The sequence below is a fragment of the Bacillus sp. AR4-2 genome, from assembly GCF_008274865.1.
GTDB classification, from domain to species: Bacteria; Bacillota; Bacilli; order Bacillales; family Bacillaceae_G; genus Bacillus_A; species Bacillus_A cereus.
In genome coordinates this window covers 1,607,295-1,624,024 of sequence record NZ_CP031062.1, presented here as the reverse complement: position 1 = coordinate 1,624,024, position 16,730 = coordinate 1,607,295, and the positions used below count along the sequence as shown (strand labels likewise).

Sequence of the window (16,730 nt, the reverse complement as noted above, 5' to 3'; positions counted from 1 at the left end):
AAATCCCCTTTTAGCTCTCAATCAATTTCTTAAATTTCTTTTCTAATTGATCTGGTGGCAATACACCTCGTACATGATCTACTATAATTCCATCCTTATTAACAAAAAATGTCGTCGGTAAAGAGAATACTTTATAATCTAGTCCAGCTACTCCGTCCATATCTAGTAGAACCGGAAACTCAAATCCATAGCGATTAGCAAATGCGCTTGCTTCTTGTACTGGGTCACTAACAGTTGCATTCACCGCAAAAATTTCAACATCCTTTTTATATTTATCATACATATGAACTAAGTCAGGTGCCTCCATTTCACACGGCCCACACCATGATGCCCAAAAATTAATAATATATGGTTTTCCCTTGGCATCATTTAACGACTGCAACTTTCCGTCTAATCCTTTTAATGTGATGCCAGGTGCTTTAAAACCTACTTGTGGTAATACTTCTTTCTCTTGTAACTCTGCTTGCTTTGCTTTTCTTTCCTTTTCTTCTTTCTTTGAATTATAAAAGTTAACCCCCGCCCAAGCGAGAGCACCTACTAGTATAATAGCAATTAGTTTCTTCACTTTTCTTCCTCCTCATTTTTAAAAACCTGTAAATCCACCGAATAGACGAATAAAGAATGCTGTAATTTTCGTCATTTGATTTGTATACAATAAAATACCTGTTACAATCATCATTCCACCGCCAATTTTCATCATGACATTGGCATATGTAACAATCCATTTTACCTTCCCAATAAAGAATGCCATCACGAAAAATGGAACCGCAAACCCAAGAGTATACGCTGTAATATAAAGAAGCGCCCCTTCAGGATTCGTCGCGCCAAGCATGAGTACAGCTGAAAATATCGGTCCAACACATGGCGTCCAACCTGCTGCATATGTCATACCGACTAAAATCGAGCGAATATATCCAGTCGATTTACTTCTATACTGCACCTTTTTCTCTGCCATAAGCCACTTAGGCTGAAACAAGCCCGTCATAAATAGCCCCATTAAAACAATAAAAATCCCACCAATTTGTTGAATCAATTTTTGGTTAGATGAAAATGTTATTCCAATCCAACTTACCGATAAACCTAACGCGTAAAATATAACCGAAAATCCGATCATAAAAAATACTGTATGTATAATCGCTGATTTTTGCATAATCCCACGATTTTCTTTTAAATCTTGAATAGACACACCTGTAATATAAGATAAATAAGATGGATATAGCGGTAAAGAGCACGGTGATATAAATGACAATACTCCCGCCCCAGCCACAAGCCAAATTGTTAAATCTGCTGCATTCATTTTATTCCCCCTAAAACACTACAATGAGTAGTGTTTATTCTTAAAAAAAGAGGCTATATGCACTCTCCGACAATAAGTACAACCGACATACAGAATAAACCTACTGTTACATATACCGAATTCGTATGTAACGGAATAGTAAGCTTAACAACCTTTTCATTTAACACTTGCTCGATTCGTAAATTTATTGCTGTTTTTGCAAATGAAGCTGTAACACATCGATTTTCCATTGTCTTTATTTTAATTAATTTTAATAACGCGCTACCTAACTCAAATGAAGATTCCATTTTTTGCATCGCATATTTATCAGCAGCTAGCTCCTGATACGTATGATATCGCTGTAACAACCCTTTTAATATCGGTATGTACATCATTCCTTCTGCTAATAGCGTAAAACAAAATAATTTTAGCGGATCCCAATTCTTTTGATGATATTCTTCATGGAAAATAATCGCATCAATTTCTTCATTTGAAAATGTTTGAAGCAACCCTTCCGACATGACAACTTTCGGACGAAATAGCCCAATTGTAAATGCCGCAACTTCCGTAGTCGGCAATATATATATTTGTTTTCTTTTTCGGACGAAAGGGATAAGTACTTTTTGTAATTTTTTACTATAGAAAAATTGTCGCCAAATTCTTTTGCACACGATTAATACAGTAAGTAATAATAATCCAGCGATTATAATACGAATCAGCGATAATTCTTTCATATGTTTTTCTAACTGGAACAAGCAAAAATTTGAAAGAAGGAACATTTTATTTTGAAACAGAAATGGATATGTAACGTAATACACTAACATACTGAAAAAGAGGATACTAACAATTACTGCTAACAATACGATTTTACGCATTTGCCATTTCATTTCATTAATCCTCTCTTTTTAACTGACTCAATTTGTCTTCTAACTTTTTTATTAAAGTCGGATCAGCCTGCTCTAACTCATCTAACATATGATTTACAACTAAATCTCCAAATTCCCCCATCAATTCCTGTGTCATTTTCTTCGTTTGATTGGATAAGAATTCTTCTTTTGTTTGTACAGCACGATATATACCACTTCTTTTCACAGTCTGTTTTTCTAAGTGTAATTTCTCTACTAACCTGTTCATAACTGTCATAACAGTGTTAAAATTCACAGGTGATTCTTCACTTAATTTCTGCTGCACTTCTTTAATAGTAATACCATCGCTAGACCAAACAATCTCCATAATTTTCGCTTCAAGCGGTCCAAAGAAATGATTTAACCCGTGCTCATTTAACTTATAGTTTTGAGTAAACATTGTACAACTCCTTTCACACTACGAATTGTAGTATAAATTAAATGAAAGGTCAAACGTAAATGATATATATGAAAATTAACTACCCATAAATACATAGGCTATTCCATTCATTTTAAACCTAATTTTTCTCCAAATGTATCAAAAAGATACTGCTCTAATATTTGTACACTAAACTTCTCATTACGTCCAAGTGCAAATAATTCCCGATCTTTCGCTACGATAGTATCTAACGGAATAGCTACATTATCCACTATTTTTGTAATTTCAATTATATTACTTTTTACATTTACTTCTGTTTTAAATTCAACGTTTTCTAACACTATATGTGAACGTCTTCCTGATGCAAAAAAAGTAAAATTAGGATTTTTAACAACGCCAATTTCAGTCTCTAACGCATATAAATAGTGAAAAATTACATCTCTGTGTCCATCTTTTATTATTTTTTCATCCTTCTCATCGTCTAAGTATTCTTTCAGCTTCGTTGTAAATTCAAATCGAAAATCCACTTTTTTCACGCTCCTTCTTTGTATTTCATATTAAATAAATATATTGAAATAATTTTAACATATTGTAATACAACTTCCTATTAAAAGTAAAAACTGTTTTAAAAAATCGCTATTATTTCCGATACCCTTTTAAAATATAAGTATAAATTCAATATGAATCAATACGTCATTATATCTATTTAAACATATTTTTTCCATATTTTGAAACATTAGTATGAAATATTATATATCAATGTATGGTTTCTAATGCATTGGTATATATAGTCAGTAGTTTCTTTACTATTCCGATATACTTAAGCTACATTTTCTAATTATTGATTACATTACGGAAGGAATGTAACTCTCTTCTATCGAATTTCTATATAACAAAAATAATTAGGTGGTGCTTTACTATGAAATTAGCTGTCATTGGTGGCGGTGATTTACAAGATTCAAATCACTTGCCTATTAATGAACGCCTTATAGAATTAACAAATAAACAGTACCCAAAAATATTGTTTATTCCAACGGCTAGTCATGATGATGAAAGCTATATAAAATTATTTTTAGACACGTTTGAAAAACAATTACATTGTGAAGTACAAATTTTACGCATTACAACAGATTCACCTTCTAAGTATGAAATAGACGAGATGATTCATTCAGCCGATTTAATTTATCTAGGTGGCGGGAACTATATTCACATGCTTACGCAATGGAAAGAACATAGACTCGATGAAAAATTATTATTGGCTCTGCAACAAGGAACACTTATTGCTGGTTATAGCGCTGGTGCTATGTGTTGGTTCACGTCTAGTATCCGATCAGATTATGAGGGTTCTGGTTATATAGAGAGTAACGGTTGGGGAATTGTTAATAAAAGATTCTGTCCACATTATAATCAATTAAACAGAATGAACGCCTTCCATTCCTTTTTACAAAATCATCAAGGGAATATAGAAGGAATTGCACTGGAGGATAATTGCGCTTTATATATTACAGAGGAATCCTTTGAGATTATCGGTGAATCGGAAAAAGCATGGGAGTTTTATATGAGTGATAAAACACTCATTAGACAACATTTTGATATAACTTTAAAAAGCTATTTGTAAACCTGCACTTACGAAAAAATGTCCCTAAGTCTAATAACTTAGGGACATTTTTCTATTTAACTAACTAATCGTGTAATTCGTTTCTTTTGCCATGAAAGCTTATAATATGCATACTGCAATAGTAAGCTGACAATAAATGCTGCTGGATACCCGATCCAAATGCCTTCTATTCCAAGACTTGTATGGTAAGAAAGATAATATGCTACGGGTACTTCTACAAGCCAAATTGAAACAACTCCAATAACAGTTGGCCAAAGTACTGTACCGCTCGCTCGCATTGTCGCACTAATAATTTGTGCATGACCGAAAATTAAATAACTCCATAACGTAATCATAACTAAGCTATGAGCAATTTCAATTGTAGTTTGACTCGTTAAAAATAGTGATAAAATGTCTCTTGAGAATAAGTAAATAAGAGATATTAACACACCACCGATGACGTAGTTCATAATAATTCCGGCCTTCACAACTTTTTGCAATCTATCAAATTGATTCGCACCAATCGATTGTGCCGCAAAAATAGAAACTGTAATACCAAGGCTAACTGCTGGCATTTGTACATAACTTGCAACTTGATTCACAACGCCGTAAGCAGCTGTTGCATCCGAACCGTAACGATTTACAAATGCGATTACGGCAATTTCAGATAATGAAACTAATATCATATTAATACTCGCTGGAATACCGAGCCTTAGTAATAGCTTTAATAACTCCCCATCCATTCGAAGGTATTTTCTAACCGTTCCATCTAGTTGTAATGGGTGATTTTTCTTCTTTAAATACACAAGCATGACAATAAACGTAATAACTGTAGATATAACAGAGGCATAGGCTGCTCCATACACATCTAATTTCGGAGCCCCTAACCATCCAAAAATAAGAACTGGTAATAAAATCATATTTAGCCCTGTACTTACAATTAAAAAGTAAAATGGCGTTTTAGAATCTCCTGTACCTCTCATAAATGTTGTATATGCGAAATATAAAAATAATACTGGCATCGATATAAATAAAATCCGTGCATAATGTACACTTATTTCAATGATATTTTCTGGCGTTCCCATTAGACGCATAATATCCATCGCAAAAATACTGCCTATTATCGCCAACACAACTCCAATAATAAAGGTAAATGTCAGCGTCGTACCAACGATAGCTTTTAAACGATCTTCGTTTTTAGCACCAAACGCCTGACCAATTAAAATAGAGCTTCCTGAACCTATACCAATTACAAATGAAACGAGCAAGAAAAATAATGGGAAGAATGCTGATATAGCCGCTAAATCATTAACTCCAAGCCATCTTCCTACTACTACCATACCAAATAATTGTCCAACCGATTGTAGTACATTACTTAATAATAACGGTACTAAAAACATCGACATCGATTTCCAAATCGGTTTACTCTCACTTTCCAACTTATGTGACTCCGCACCTTCTTTATTGTTATCTGCAGGTGGTTTCAAATGTCATTTCTCCTTTTATAAAAAATCTATTTTCAATCTCTATCTCTTTGTATAGTTGTTATAATACTGTGCTTCTATTCATTTTCTTTTCGTATGATTATAACTTCACCCAATATTGACTTCCATCGGCTGTTCGATCTAAAAATCCATATTCGATTAAATATCTTCTTAAAGTTACGAAATCAGGGTATACATTTTCTATCACTGTATTTACTTCTTTTTCAGTATACTTTTTATTACTATCAAACTTCTTCACTAAATGGCGCAATATAATTAATTTACGCTTTTGTTTCTTCGGAAATTTAGAGAGAGGTCCATCCAATCCTTCTGGAAAATGAGCTTTTAATACTTCATTATTTTCTTCTTCCGTAATATTGTATCGATCATCCACCATCGTTGCTGTTCTATGAATTGGCACAAATTTCGTTTGTACTTTTGATTTTTCTTCTGATAATTCCATTAGCGCTAAAAATACTTTTGCTTGCTTCATTTTCTCTCGCAGTGTAAATCGATGATTACGAATTGTTGATGTACTCCCGCCATCCAACTCTTTTACAATTTCTTTATCATTCAGTCCCGTATAGAAAAACTGAACCATTTTCTTTTGTAAATCCGTTAATCCAGTAAATTTCTTATCCATATTTAGCAAATAATCAAACATAGACGTATGCTCATTTTGAATATGCAATTGGACGAACTTCTCTGCTTCATACAAAACTTGATTATCTTGATAAATAACACCTTTAATAAATGTTTCACCACAAGCTAAGCAAATGTACCCCTCTTTTTCTTCATCAAACACATACCCTTTCTTTAATTCCTCTATTGACGCATCCCAAAACTTCTCTGAAATATCGCTCATACTAAACACTCCTTCAAAATGTTTATTTAAAAACCAAACAAATCACTATATCGTTTATTATCACTTCATCATCTTATCACAACACAAACAAACATTTCAACGTTTCGTTTGCCCATTTTATAAACTTTTATAAAAACATCTATCGAAAGGATTTAATACAACGAAAAGCGAATATGTTTATACAAATTCATTTTATAGGATGTAAAATAGAACATGAATATTCTTCAAGACCTATGGTTTACCGTTAAGTAAATTGCAAAGAATACATATGCGATTAGTGAATATGAAACCGGTATTCACTCATTCCAAAACTTCAGTATTCAATTTTAACTACAAAAAAGATGTTTCCGTATAAGAAAACACCTTTTACTTTTTATCCCGCTATTTACCGGGCAGTAAGCCTCCCACTGATTAACGTTTCACTTTATATATTCTATTTACAGTCTCTACTAAAACCTTACTTGCTTGTACAAATGTATGCTTTCGATTTCTATCTTCAACAAATTTATTAGCACAACTACTCATAATCATCATACAACTAATTATGACTAACGCTATCTTTCTATTCTTGTAAGTCACTTTATGCCACTCCACTATTACAAAACTTCTTTTGAATTTATCCCATCAAGAAATTTTACATGAATAATAAAACGTATGAATATGCAATTCTGCATATTCATACGTTTTATCACAATGTTATGATTTAATTTAGTTAAAGGACAAGTATACTGAGGTGACTAACTTGAAGTTTAAAGCGAAAAAAAATCCATTCCACGTCATTTTCATTACATTATTTATAATTATTTTTTTCATTTCGCTATTCTTCCAAAATGAAAATTCTATTTTTTTCACCCTCATGATGCTATTAAACATCGTGAATCTTTCTTCATTCTATTTCTCTCACTACAACATAACGGAATCATCTCTTGTTGTAAAACACGGTTTCATTTTTCATACTGAAATTCCATTTGAAGATATTCGTCACGTTAAATACTCTGGTAAAAAACTTCATTCAAAAAAATGGACTAGACAACAATTAGAAATCCATTACAATTTATTTGACTCAGTGACCACTTTCGTACCACTAGAAGAAGAAAAATTCATTTCACTCTTAAAAGAGAACTGCCCACAGATGAAAGTAATGAATACGCCTGCTAACAAATAATATATTTTGAAGCTTGTAGTATTGCAAGTAGATGAAACATAAAAATGAACATCAAAAAAGCCAAGATTCTATACTAAGAACCTTGGCTTTCTCTATTACTCTTTTGGAGCAATCATTTTCTTTGGATCTACAATTTCATCAAATTGCTCTTCTGTTAGTAGCCCAGATTGCAATGCTGCTTCTTTTAAAGTTAACCCTTCTTTATGAGCATGCTTCGCAATTTTCGCTGCATTTTCATATCCGATATGTGGGTTTAGCGCTGTTACAAGCATTAGTGAACGATTCACATTTTCATTAATTACTTCTTCATCTGCTTCAATACCAACTGCACAATTGTCATTAAACGAAACAATTGCATCCGCTAATAAGTGAGCTGATTGTAAGAAGTTATAGGCAATAACAGGTTTAAATACATTTAACTCAAAGTTACCTTGGCTCGCAGCAAATCCGATTGTTGCATCATTCCCCATCACTTGCGCTACAACCATCGTTAATGCTTCACTTTGCGTTGGATTTACTTTCCCTGGCATAATAGAGCTTCCCGGTTCATTTGCTGGAATAATAATTTCTCCAAGACCACTACGTGGACCACTTGCAAGCCAACGTACATCGTTAGCGATCTTCATTAAATCTGCAGCTAATGCTTTTAATGCACCGTGAGTATATACAACTTCATCATGGCTCGTTAATGCATGGAACTTATTTGGTGCAGAAACAAATTGTTTACCTGTAAATTGACTAATTTCCTCTGATACCATCTCACCAAATTTAGGATGAGCATTGATACCTGTTCCAACCGCAGTTCCACCAATTGCTAACTCTTTCATATATGTATTACTCTCTGCAATCATACGCTCTGTTTTTTCAAGCATACGGTGCCATCCGCTAATTTCTTGCCCTAAAGTTAACGGCGTTGCATCTTGTAAATGTGTACGACCAATTTTTATAATATGTTCAAATGCAGTTACTTTTTCTGCTAAAGTTTCTTTTAATTTCGTAATTGCTGGTAATACGTGATTTTCTACTGCGATTACACAAGCTACATGAAGCGCCGTTGGAAATGTATCATTTGAACTTTGTGACATGTTCACATCATCATTCGGATGAATATGTACCTCAGATCCCTTCTCTTTCAAAATTTGATCCCCACGATTTGCAATTACTTCATTCACATTCATGTTTGACTGTGTACCACTACCTGTTTGCCATACGACAAGCGGAAAATGTTCATTCCATTTCCCTGCAATGACTTCGTCAGCTGCTGCAACAATTGCTTCTGCTTTTTCTTCTGATAGCTTTCCTAATTTTTGATTGGTAAGTGCTGCACTCTTCTTTAAAATTGCAAATGCTTTTACAATTTCAAGCGGCATTTGCTCTGTTCCAATTGGAAAGTTTTCTTTACTACGTTGTGTTTGTGCTGCCCATAATTTATCAGCTGGAACTTTTATTTCTCCTAATGTATCTCTTTCAATTCTGTACTCCATGTTTTCATCCCCTTGAAAATATAATACCTACATCTCTTATAATAACAGACTTTCTCTTAAATGATAAGAATTCTCACTCTTATATATAGATATTCTATATTTATTTAAAAAAATTCCTCTTGACCTAAACTTAAGTTTAGGCTGTATCCTTTCCATTGTAACCTACTATAACATTACTGGAGGAATTCAATATGAAAAAATATGCTTTTATAACAGGTGCGAATAAAGGAATTGGATATGAACTTGTTCGTCAATTAGCAGAAAAAGATTATCACGTATTTTTAGGTGCTCGTAATGAACAACTTGGACAACAAGCCGTAGAATCTTTAAATGTTTCAAACGTTTCCTATATTCAAGTAGATATTTCAAATTCACAATCCATTCAAGAAGCAACAAAGAAAATTTACGAAACGACTGATCACTTACATTTATTAATTAATAATGCAGGCATAGCGCTAGACTTCAATATGCTACCTAGTGAATTAAATATTGAAACTTTACGCCAAGGATTTGAAGTTAATTTTTTTGGAACTTTCCAAATGATGCAAGCCTTTTTGCCATTATTAAAGAATTCAAGCAACAGTAAAATAATAAATGTAACAACTGACATGGCCTCACTAACAATGTTTGCTAATGGTGAAACACATCCAATTAATACACTAGGATATAATTCTTCAAAAACAGCTATTAATGCTTTAACATTAGCTTTTAGTAAAGAATTTGCCACTAACGGTCCAGAAGTATTTGGGGTAACTCCTGGTTTTACAACTACGGATCTTAATGGAAATTCCCCCGGTGGCCATACAACCACTGAAAGTGCTAAAATTATTATTAAATATGCATTAAGTGAAACAAACTATAATGGTAAAATACTTAACAAAGATGGCATTATACCTTGGTAATAAAAGGATGAATGATATGTATTATACAATTGGGCAAGTCGCCAAAATGCAACACTTAACTATTTCTCAAATACGTTATTACGATAAACAAGGACTGTTTCCTTTTCTGCAAAGAAACGAAAAAGGAGATCGAGTTTTTGATGAAGAAGCACTGAAATATTTAGAGATGATTTTGTGTTTAAAAAACACTGGTATGCCAATTCAAAAAATAAAACAATTTATCGACTGGTCTATGGAAGGAGAATCTACCATCCTTCAAAGGTTAGAATTAATGAAACAACAGGAGACCAATGTCTTACAGCTCATTCAAGACACTGAAAAAAACTTAAAAAAGATACAACAAAAAATTGCTAAATATGAGAATGAAATAACTTCAGCAAATGCTATTAAAAAATAAAAAAATCACCTTCTACATATTGTAGAAGGTGATTTTTATTTTATGATGCTTGCTTTCCTTTATCTGCATCATCTACATACCAGATGAATTTGCCTGTATATCCGTAAATAACTGCTAAAATTAACGATACGAAGCTTAACCACATAAACGGAACGTATGAGAACGTTGCTACACCTAAAATACCAGCCATAAAAATACCATTATCAGACCATGGAACCATACCTGAAGTTAACGTTCCACCTACTTCTGAGTTACGCGCTAATACACGACGGTCTATTTTTAATTTATCATAGCTATCTTCCATAATTTTTGGTGTTAAAATTAGTGATACATACATCGCACAACCAAATATATTAGCTAAGAATGCCACGATTAATGTAGACAATGTTACATTACCTGCAGAATTTAATTTCTTCTCAAATTTTGATACGATTACTTTTAAAACACCTAGTTTTTCAAGTAATCCACCAAATCCTAAACCGAAAATAATAACGGCTACTGAGCCAAGCATGCCGTTAATTCCACCACGGTTTAATAACTTGTCAACAAACTCAACACCAGATTGAATTGAGAATCCGTTATAAGCTGTTCCAATCGCCTCTCCAAAGTTCATCCCTTGGAAAAGGGTTGCCCAAATTGCACCAATTAAAGCTCCCATTGCAATTGTTGGCATAGACGGTTTCTTCATCGCTAATAGAACGATAACAATGACCGCCGGAACAAGCATCCATATTTTAATATCAAATTGCTTTAATAAAGCTTCTTTTAAAAATTCTACTCGATTCAAATCTACATTATCGCCGCCATACATCCAACCAGCTACAGTAAACATAATACTAGTAATAATATAAGCTGGAACATCTAATACGAGCATAGCTCGAACGTGAGCAATAACATCTACTTTCGCCATAGAAGCTGCAAGAACTGTGCTATCAGAAAGTGGTGATAATTTGTCGCCGAAATAAGCTCCTGAAAGAACTGCACCAGCAACAAGCGGAAGTGGTAAACCAAGTCCTTCACCAATCGCCATCATAGCAATACCTGCTGTTCCCACTGTTCCCCAAGACGTTCCTGTTGCGATAGAAGTTATAGAACAAATAATTAATGTTGCTAATAGGAATATGCTAGGGTGAATAAATTCTAATCCATAATAGATTAATGTTGGTACTACCCCACCAGCAATCCATGTTCCAATTAAAGCACCTACTGCAACTAAAATCAGTATCGCTTCTAATCCGTTAGAAATCCCTTTCGTAATTGCATCTTGCAATTCTTGATAACGAAATCCTAATCTTAATCCAAGCGCAATTACTAAAAACCATGAAATAAATAGCGCTAATTGAATTGGGAGATCAAAAATCGTTTGGAAGGAAAAGACAACAGCAAGAAATAGTAATAAAAGAACTATGATTTCTAGCATCGATGGTAATCTTACACTTTTCATTTTTTTCTCTCCTTACAAGTCGATAACATGACGTATGTCGTCTTACATGTATGTAATATACAATTAGCGAAGACAAAACAAAATTTTCATATTATTTCGATTTATTTTTCCAGTATAATATATTCACAACCCTTTCTATTGTAAAAGTAGATTACGTTTTTCGCAATGAAAAATATAAAAAATGTTGTATTTTTATTTATCCCAATATTTTCGGCCAATAAGACCCCCGTCTCAAAATTCAGTAAGTGCAAAGCACTTAGGTAAGAAATTAACTACTGTAAAATTCCGAATTGATATGAACGTATTAAAGCTTCACTTTATTTACAAAGAAAAATCCCATACTAACTTTTTTAATATTTGCTGCAATAAAACTTTTTACAACTATCTTCGCTTTTTAATTCACACCATTATTTTCTACATAAAAAATAGGGCACACATCATAAAAATGATGTATGCCCTATCTTTATTTATACATATTTTGTATTTCTTCTTTATTTTTAAGTATTTCCTCAAACTTATCACTACAACCCTTCGGAAATAACACTCCCAGTCCATATGAATGCGCAAATTGAAAATGAGGGTACTTCGCTTTTACCTCATCCCAAAACTTATATACGCCGAAATCACTACTTCTAACTTCAATATCATGAAATAATACAATACCGTTTTTCGCGACTTTCGGTAGCCATGTATTATAATCGTGAGAAACAGCTTCATACGTATGATAGCCATCAATATGCAAAAGATTTATCGTTTCATCTTGAAACCGGTCTACAGCATCATCAAAAGTAGATCGAATTAAATTTCCTATATTAAGGTAGTTATCGCTCACTACTTTTTCTACTATTTGAAAAACCCCTTCTCCATATGGACCTGTATGCCCATCTCCAGCCCAAGTATCTACTGCAAAGCATTTAGTCGATAACCCTCCATCTTTTACTCCCTGACAAAAACTAAAAAAGGAAGCTCCTAAATGTGTACCTAACTCAACTAAAGTTTCTGGTTTTTCAAATCGTACTAAGTCATATGCAAAATCTAAATGTCCACTCCACGCAGATTGTGACCGAATAATAGGACTAAATGTTTCAAATTCAAATGATGGTTTATGAGTAACCCAGTTCATCGCATAACTCCTTCTGCACATATTTTTAACAAACCAAATTACTCTTATCTTTATTTTTTTATCGCCTTGATTATGATTCTATTTCATGAAAATATGAAGAATTTATTCTTTTCTATTGAGGTAAAGCATCATATACATATGGGTCAGTTGGCTTATTAATTTTCTCGATTTTGTTTACTTTTACAAGTGGAAAGACTGTTCCTCTATATGTCGTTTCATCTAATAATCCTGTTATTTTTACCCATGTTTCTTCTGGAATTTTTTCAATATTTTTCCCGGTAACAATCATCCCCCAGACTGATGCATCCGCAATACAACAAGTTATGCCATATCGAGCCACTACTGCTTTATTCCCCGTCACATCTTTATCCTTATATATAAACCCTAAGAATGTAATTTCTTTCCCTTTAAACCAATTAACATTTTGACCAATTACATTCATTGTTTGAACATAATCCTTATCCTTTACTTGTAGTTTACGCTGTCCTAACATACTTTTTACTACTTGCTCTTCCGTTTTATAAGTCGTTGCTAAATTTGATGTTTCTTCTGAATCAACTAATACTTCTCGCTCATCAAACTTAACCTGTTTCCCCTCTTTTTCGTTTCTTTCCAGACTTCTCGCCTGTACACTTTGATTCATACCCCTTTTTCCTGCTAAACTTCCATCAATTGTTACACTTCCAAAGAGAAAAGCACTAACTATCGGAACAACAAATAAAACATATACAAAGAAACTTTTTATCCCTGATTTTGATGTTGTATGATGTTTACAACAATTATAATCATGCTGTTTTTCTCTTCCATCTCCCAAAACTTGCACAGTACCAAAAATTAAAATTACTACAAAAGCTATATACGTAAATTTGATCATTTTTGGAGCGATAAAATTATAAATATTCCCTGTTACAAGTAGTTTAAATAAGAGCATTGCTAAACCAATTAAAATAATGCCACGAATATAGCGATGATATGCCTTCTGCTCCTCTTTCTCCATTCTTTCTCACCTCCTATAACATTATGATTTGCAGGATGGTATACACAGATACAATGACAATTCCCATCAAAAAGAATACAAATCTTTTTTGAAAATACGCAAATAGCATTAACGTATTTTTCATATCAAGCATAGGCCCAAACACAAGAAATGCGAGAAGTGCCTTTATCGAGAAAACATGTCCAAAAGACGCAGCTATAAAAGCATCGGCTGCAGAGCAAATTGATAAAACATAACCAAACCCCATCATAATAATGGGAGCAATTACTTCGTTATGTGCTACTGCATCCAGTACATTCCGATCAAAAAACGTTTGAAATACACTTGCTAAAAAAGCACCAATCAATAAATACTTACCAGTATCAAAAAACTCATCTACAGTGTGATTCATAACATCTTTCCAACTCTTTTTTTTGCTTATTTGAACTGAAACCTCTACGTCTTTTAAAACATTTCTTTCGCGATAGCAATAATACACAATTAGACCTATGAATAGAGCAACTAGAATTGTTATCCCAAAGCGTGCATATACAACGTAATCATTTTTTGGAAACGCATATACAGTAGATAAAAGAACAACTGGATTCATAATGGGTGCACTCAATAAAATAACAATGCCTACATGAAGTGGTAGCCCCTTTTGAATGAGCCTTCTTACAATTGGTATAATGACACATTCACACATTGGAAAAAGAACTCCCACAAATACTGCTGGAATCATTGCAACAATTGGAGATTTCGGCATTACTTTTTGAATCATATCTTCCGTCACAAACACTTGAATACATGAAGAAACAATTACCCCTAATAAAATAAAAGGTATTGCTTCAAAAATGATACTTAAAAATACCGTATTCACATTCAGCCATTCCTGCGGTATATTTGTGTGCAAATTTACTAGACTTGTAAAATCTACAAAAAATAATAAAAAGAGAAACATAGCGATAAGAGCTATGCCTACTAATTCTTTTGAAACTCTATTAAAGACCAAGCTTCTCGCCTCCATTTTATTTACATGTAAACATGTGCTTGTCCAAATGCTTCATACTACAGCACAAATTTTATAGTCTATTTCTATTCTTAAATCGTAATCATTATGATTTATTATTGATTTTTCTTTTCCTATCGTTTAATATAAAACGTAATCATTACGATTTAAAGGAGAGATCATTTCATGAAAAAAGTACCTATCACTGTATTAAGTGGTTTTTTAGGATCTGGAAAAACTACCTTACTACATCACATTTTGACTAATAAGAATAACTTAAAAGTAGCTGTTATCGTTAATGATATGAGCGAAGTAAACATTGATGCATCTCTTATAAAAAAGGATTGTTTTTCACGTACGGAGGAAAAACTAGTAGAGATTCAAAATGGCTGTATTTGTTGTACACTACGAGAAGATTTAATGATAGAAGTGAATCGTCTTGTGGAAAATGGTGATATTGACTATATTATTATTGAATCTTCTGGTATAAGTGAGCCTATTCCAGTTGCTCAAACGTTTACTTATACAGACGAAGTCCTTAACATTGATTTAACGAAAAATTGTCGCCTCGATACGATGGTTACAGTTGTAGATGCAAATAGATTTTGGGATGATTTTGCAGATGGAGAAAGTTTATTAGACCGAAAACAAGCAATCGATGAGAATGATACCCGAGAAGTTATTGATTTATTAATAGATCAAATTGAATTTGCAAACGTAATTATTCTTAATAAGATAGATTTGCTAGAAAAAGAAGATGTGATAGAGCTTCATCATTTACTAAAAAAATTAAATCCTAATGCAAAAGTTCTTGAATCTTCGTTTAGCAAAGTACCATTACAAGAAATTTTAAACACAAATCTATTTAATTATGAAGAAGCCAGTCAATCGGCCGGCTGGATACAAGAATTAAATAGTGACCATCATACACCGGAAACGGAAGAATACGGTATCAATTCCTTTGTTTACCGCCGCAAATATCCTTTCCATCCCGAGCGCCTTATGAATTGGCTAGAAAGATGGCCTTTAGATGTTGTAAGAGCGAAAGGATTCTTCTGGCTGGCATCTCGTAATAATATGATAGGGCTTCTATCTCAAGCAGGTTCCTCTATTACAATTCAAGGAGCCGGTGAGTGGATAGCGGCATTATCTGAAACTGAAAGAAATCAAATGATTACAGAAGAACCAGAAGTATTGAAAAACTGGGATAAGCAATATGGAGATCGAATAACCGAACTCGTATTTATCGGAATTGATATGAACCGTTCTTTAATTGAACAATCATTAGATAGTTGTCTATTAACAGAGAAAGAAATGAAACAAGATTGGGATATATTTGTTGATCCTATTCCAGCTTTTACTTATACTTCATAACAATTAATAAAAGGCTTCAGTAGAATGAAGCCTTTTTTACTTTATAGTACTCTTATTTAATAAGTTTGCTTTAATTATGAATACAATTGTACCTAAAACAATTAATATAGCATATACGATACCAACTACATTACCTATTTTTTCTAAGCCAAGCGGTAATATTATAGTAGCAACTCCAACTATATAAGAAAATGCTCCTGAAAGCTTCGCTAATTTATTTTTATCTCCAACAAACGTTTCTTCTTGATATCCTGCTAACAAAAACACCCTCTTTTTCACATGTATTTGATACCCTAAAAAAATGATAAGTAACCCAACAAATAAACAAACTAAAAATCCAGCTAACATAT

Annotated in this window: 19 protein-coding genes; 5 read left to right on the top strand and 14 right to left on the bottom strand. The window is 33.0% G+C overall.

The features are described from left to right. Positions 1-10 precede the first annotated feature (10 nt). The 5 genes from DN399_RS08540 to DN399_RS08520 all read right to left on the bottom strand — a co-directional run bounded on the left by DN399_RS08540 (position 11) and on the right by DN399_RS08520 (position 3,087). A complete protein-coding gene (locus DN399_RS08540) occupies positions 11-565 on the bottom strand; it encodes a TlpA family protein disulfide reductase (protein WP_000733174.1) in 555 nt (184 codons plus the stop codon). A gap of 18 nt (positions 566-583) precedes the next feature. After that, positions 584-1,297 (bottom strand): cytochrome c-type biogenesis protein CcdA, encoded by a 714-nt coding sequence (gene ccdA / locus DN399_RS08535; RefSeq protein WP_000990443.1) that lies wholly within the window; start codon positions 1,295-1,297, stop codon positions 584-586. Between the two features lie 53 nt (positions 1,298-1,350). Next, positions 1,351-2,163, bottom strand: a complete 813-nt coding sequence (locus DN399_RS08530) for a M56 family metallopeptidase (RefSeq protein WP_016122256.1) — start codon at positions 2,161-2,163, stop codon at positions 1,351-1,353. A gap of 4 nt (positions 2,164-2,167) precedes the next feature. Further along, a complete protein-coding gene (locus DN399_RS08525) occupies positions 2,168-2,581 on the bottom strand; it encodes a BlaI/MecI/CopY family transcriptional regulator (RefSeq protein WP_000495053.1) in 414 nt (137 codons plus the stop codon). A 107-nt stretch (positions 2,582-2,688) separates the two neighbouring features. After that, complete coding sequence (locus DN399_RS08520; RefSeq protein ID WP_000347525.1) at positions 2,689-3,087, bottom strand: DUF3942 family protein; 399 nt, start codon at positions 3,085-3,087, stop codon at positions 2,689-2,691. Between the two features lie 392 nt (positions 3,088-3,479). On the opposite strand from DN399_RS08520, the gene DN399_RS08515 reads away from it, so the two are divergent. After that, positions 3,480-4,178, top strand: a complete 699-nt coding sequence (locus DN399_RS08515) for a peptidase E (RefSeq protein ID WP_000762111.1) — start codon at positions 3,480-3,482, stop codon at positions 4,176-4,178. 56 nt (positions 4,179-4,234) lie between these two features. On the opposite strand, the gene DN399_RS08510 is transcribed toward DN399_RS08515, so the two are convergent. The 3 genes from DN399_RS08510 to DN399_RS28045 form a co-directional block, all read right to left on the bottom strand. Beyond that, positions 4,235-5,644 carry an MATE family efflux transporter gene (locus DN399_RS08510; protein ID WP_000804129.1) on the bottom strand — a complete coding sequence of 470 codons (1,410 nt, stop codon included), beginning with the start codon at positions 5,642-5,644 and terminating at the stop codon, positions 4,235-4,237. A 97-nt stretch (positions 5,645-5,741) separates the two neighbouring features. Beyond that, a complete protein-coding gene (locus DN399_RS08505) occupies positions 5,742-6,506 on the bottom strand; it encodes a DUF2087 domain-containing protein (protein ID WP_001280279.1) in 765 nt (254 codons plus the stop codon). A 411-nt stretch (positions 6,507-6,917) separates the two neighbouring features. After that, positions 6,918-7,085 (bottom strand): hypothetical protein, encoded by a 168-nt coding sequence (locus tag DN399_RS28045; RefSeq protein WP_000221433.1) that lies wholly within the window; start codon positions 7,083-7,085, stop codon positions 6,918-6,920. A 163-nt stretch (positions 7,086-7,248) separates the two neighbouring features. Here DN399_RS28045 and DN399_RS08500 point away from each other — a divergent pair, with 163 nt between their 5' ends. Next, entirely contained in the window at positions 7,249-7,671 is a 423-nt protein-coding gene (locus tag DN399_RS08500; protein WP_000669066.1) for a PH domain-containing protein, read from the top strand. A 95-nt stretch (positions 7,672-7,766) separates the two neighbouring features. Here DN399_RS08500 and fumC read toward each other — a convergent pair whose 3' ends face one another. Continuing rightward, positions 7,767-9,155 (bottom strand): class II fumarate hydratase, encoded by a 1,389-nt coding sequence (gene fumC, locus DN399_RS08495; protein WP_149149487.1) that lies wholly within the window; start codon positions 9,153-9,155, stop codon positions 7,767-7,769. Between the two features lie 191 nt (positions 9,156-9,346). Between fumC and DN399_RS08490 the strand changes: the two genes are divergently transcribed. Further along, positions 9,347-10,057, top strand: a complete 711-nt coding sequence (locus DN399_RS08490; RefSeq protein WP_000759549.1) for an SDR family NAD(P)-dependent oxidoreductase — start codon at positions 9,347-9,349, stop codon at positions 10,055-10,057. Positions 10,058-10,073: 16 nt separating this feature from the next. Then, entirely contained in the window at positions 10,074-10,454 is a 381-nt protein-coding gene (locus tag DN399_RS08485) for a MerR family transcriptional regulator (RefSeq protein WP_000291861.1), read from the top strand. A gap of 40 nt (positions 10,455-10,494) precedes the next feature. Here the strand turns inward: DN399_RS08485 and nhaC are convergent, their stop codons facing one another. From nhaC to DN399_RS08465, 4 genes are all read right to left on the bottom strand, one after another. Next, a complete protein-coding gene (gene nhaC, locus DN399_RS08480; protein ID WP_000843992.1) occupies positions 10,495-11,898 on the bottom strand; it encodes a Na+/H+ antiporter NhaC in 1,404 nt (467 codons plus the stop codon). A 463-nt stretch (positions 11,899-12,361) separates the two neighbouring features. Beyond that, a complete protein-coding gene (locus DN399_RS08475; RefSeq protein ID WP_001104673.1) occupies positions 12,362-13,021 on the bottom strand; it encodes a class I SAM-dependent methyltransferase in 660 nt (219 codons plus the stop codon). A gap of 112 nt (positions 13,022-13,133) precedes the next feature. Then, positions 13,134-14,018 carry a TIGR03943 family putative permease subunit gene (locus DN399_RS08470; RefSeq protein ID WP_149149486.1) on the bottom strand — a complete coding sequence of 295 codons (885 nt, stop codon included), beginning with the start codon at positions 14,016-14,018 and terminating at the stop codon, positions 13,134-13,136. Positions 14,019-14,031: 13 nt separating this feature from the next. After that, positions 14,032-15,024, bottom strand: coding sequence for a permease (locus DN399_RS08465; protein WP_179953529.1), 993 nt, complete (start codon positions 15,022-15,024; stop codon positions 14,032-14,034). 168 nt (positions 15,025-15,192) lie between these two features. Between DN399_RS08465 and DN399_RS08455 the strand changes: the two genes are divergently transcribed. Next, complete coding sequence (locus DN399_RS08455) at positions 15,193-16,380, top strand: GTP-binding protein (protein ID WP_149149484.1); 1,188 nt, start codon at positions 15,193-15,195, stop codon at positions 16,378-16,380. A gap of 36 nt (positions 16,381-16,416) precedes the next feature. On the opposite strand, the gene DN399_RS08450 is transcribed toward DN399_RS08455, so the two are convergent. Continuing rightward, complete coding sequence (locus DN399_RS08450; protein WP_098876179.1) at positions 16,417-16,728, bottom strand: DUF3784 domain-containing protein; 312 nt, start codon at positions 16,726-16,728, stop codon at positions 16,417-16,419. Positions 16,729-16,730: the final 2 nt, after the last annotated feature.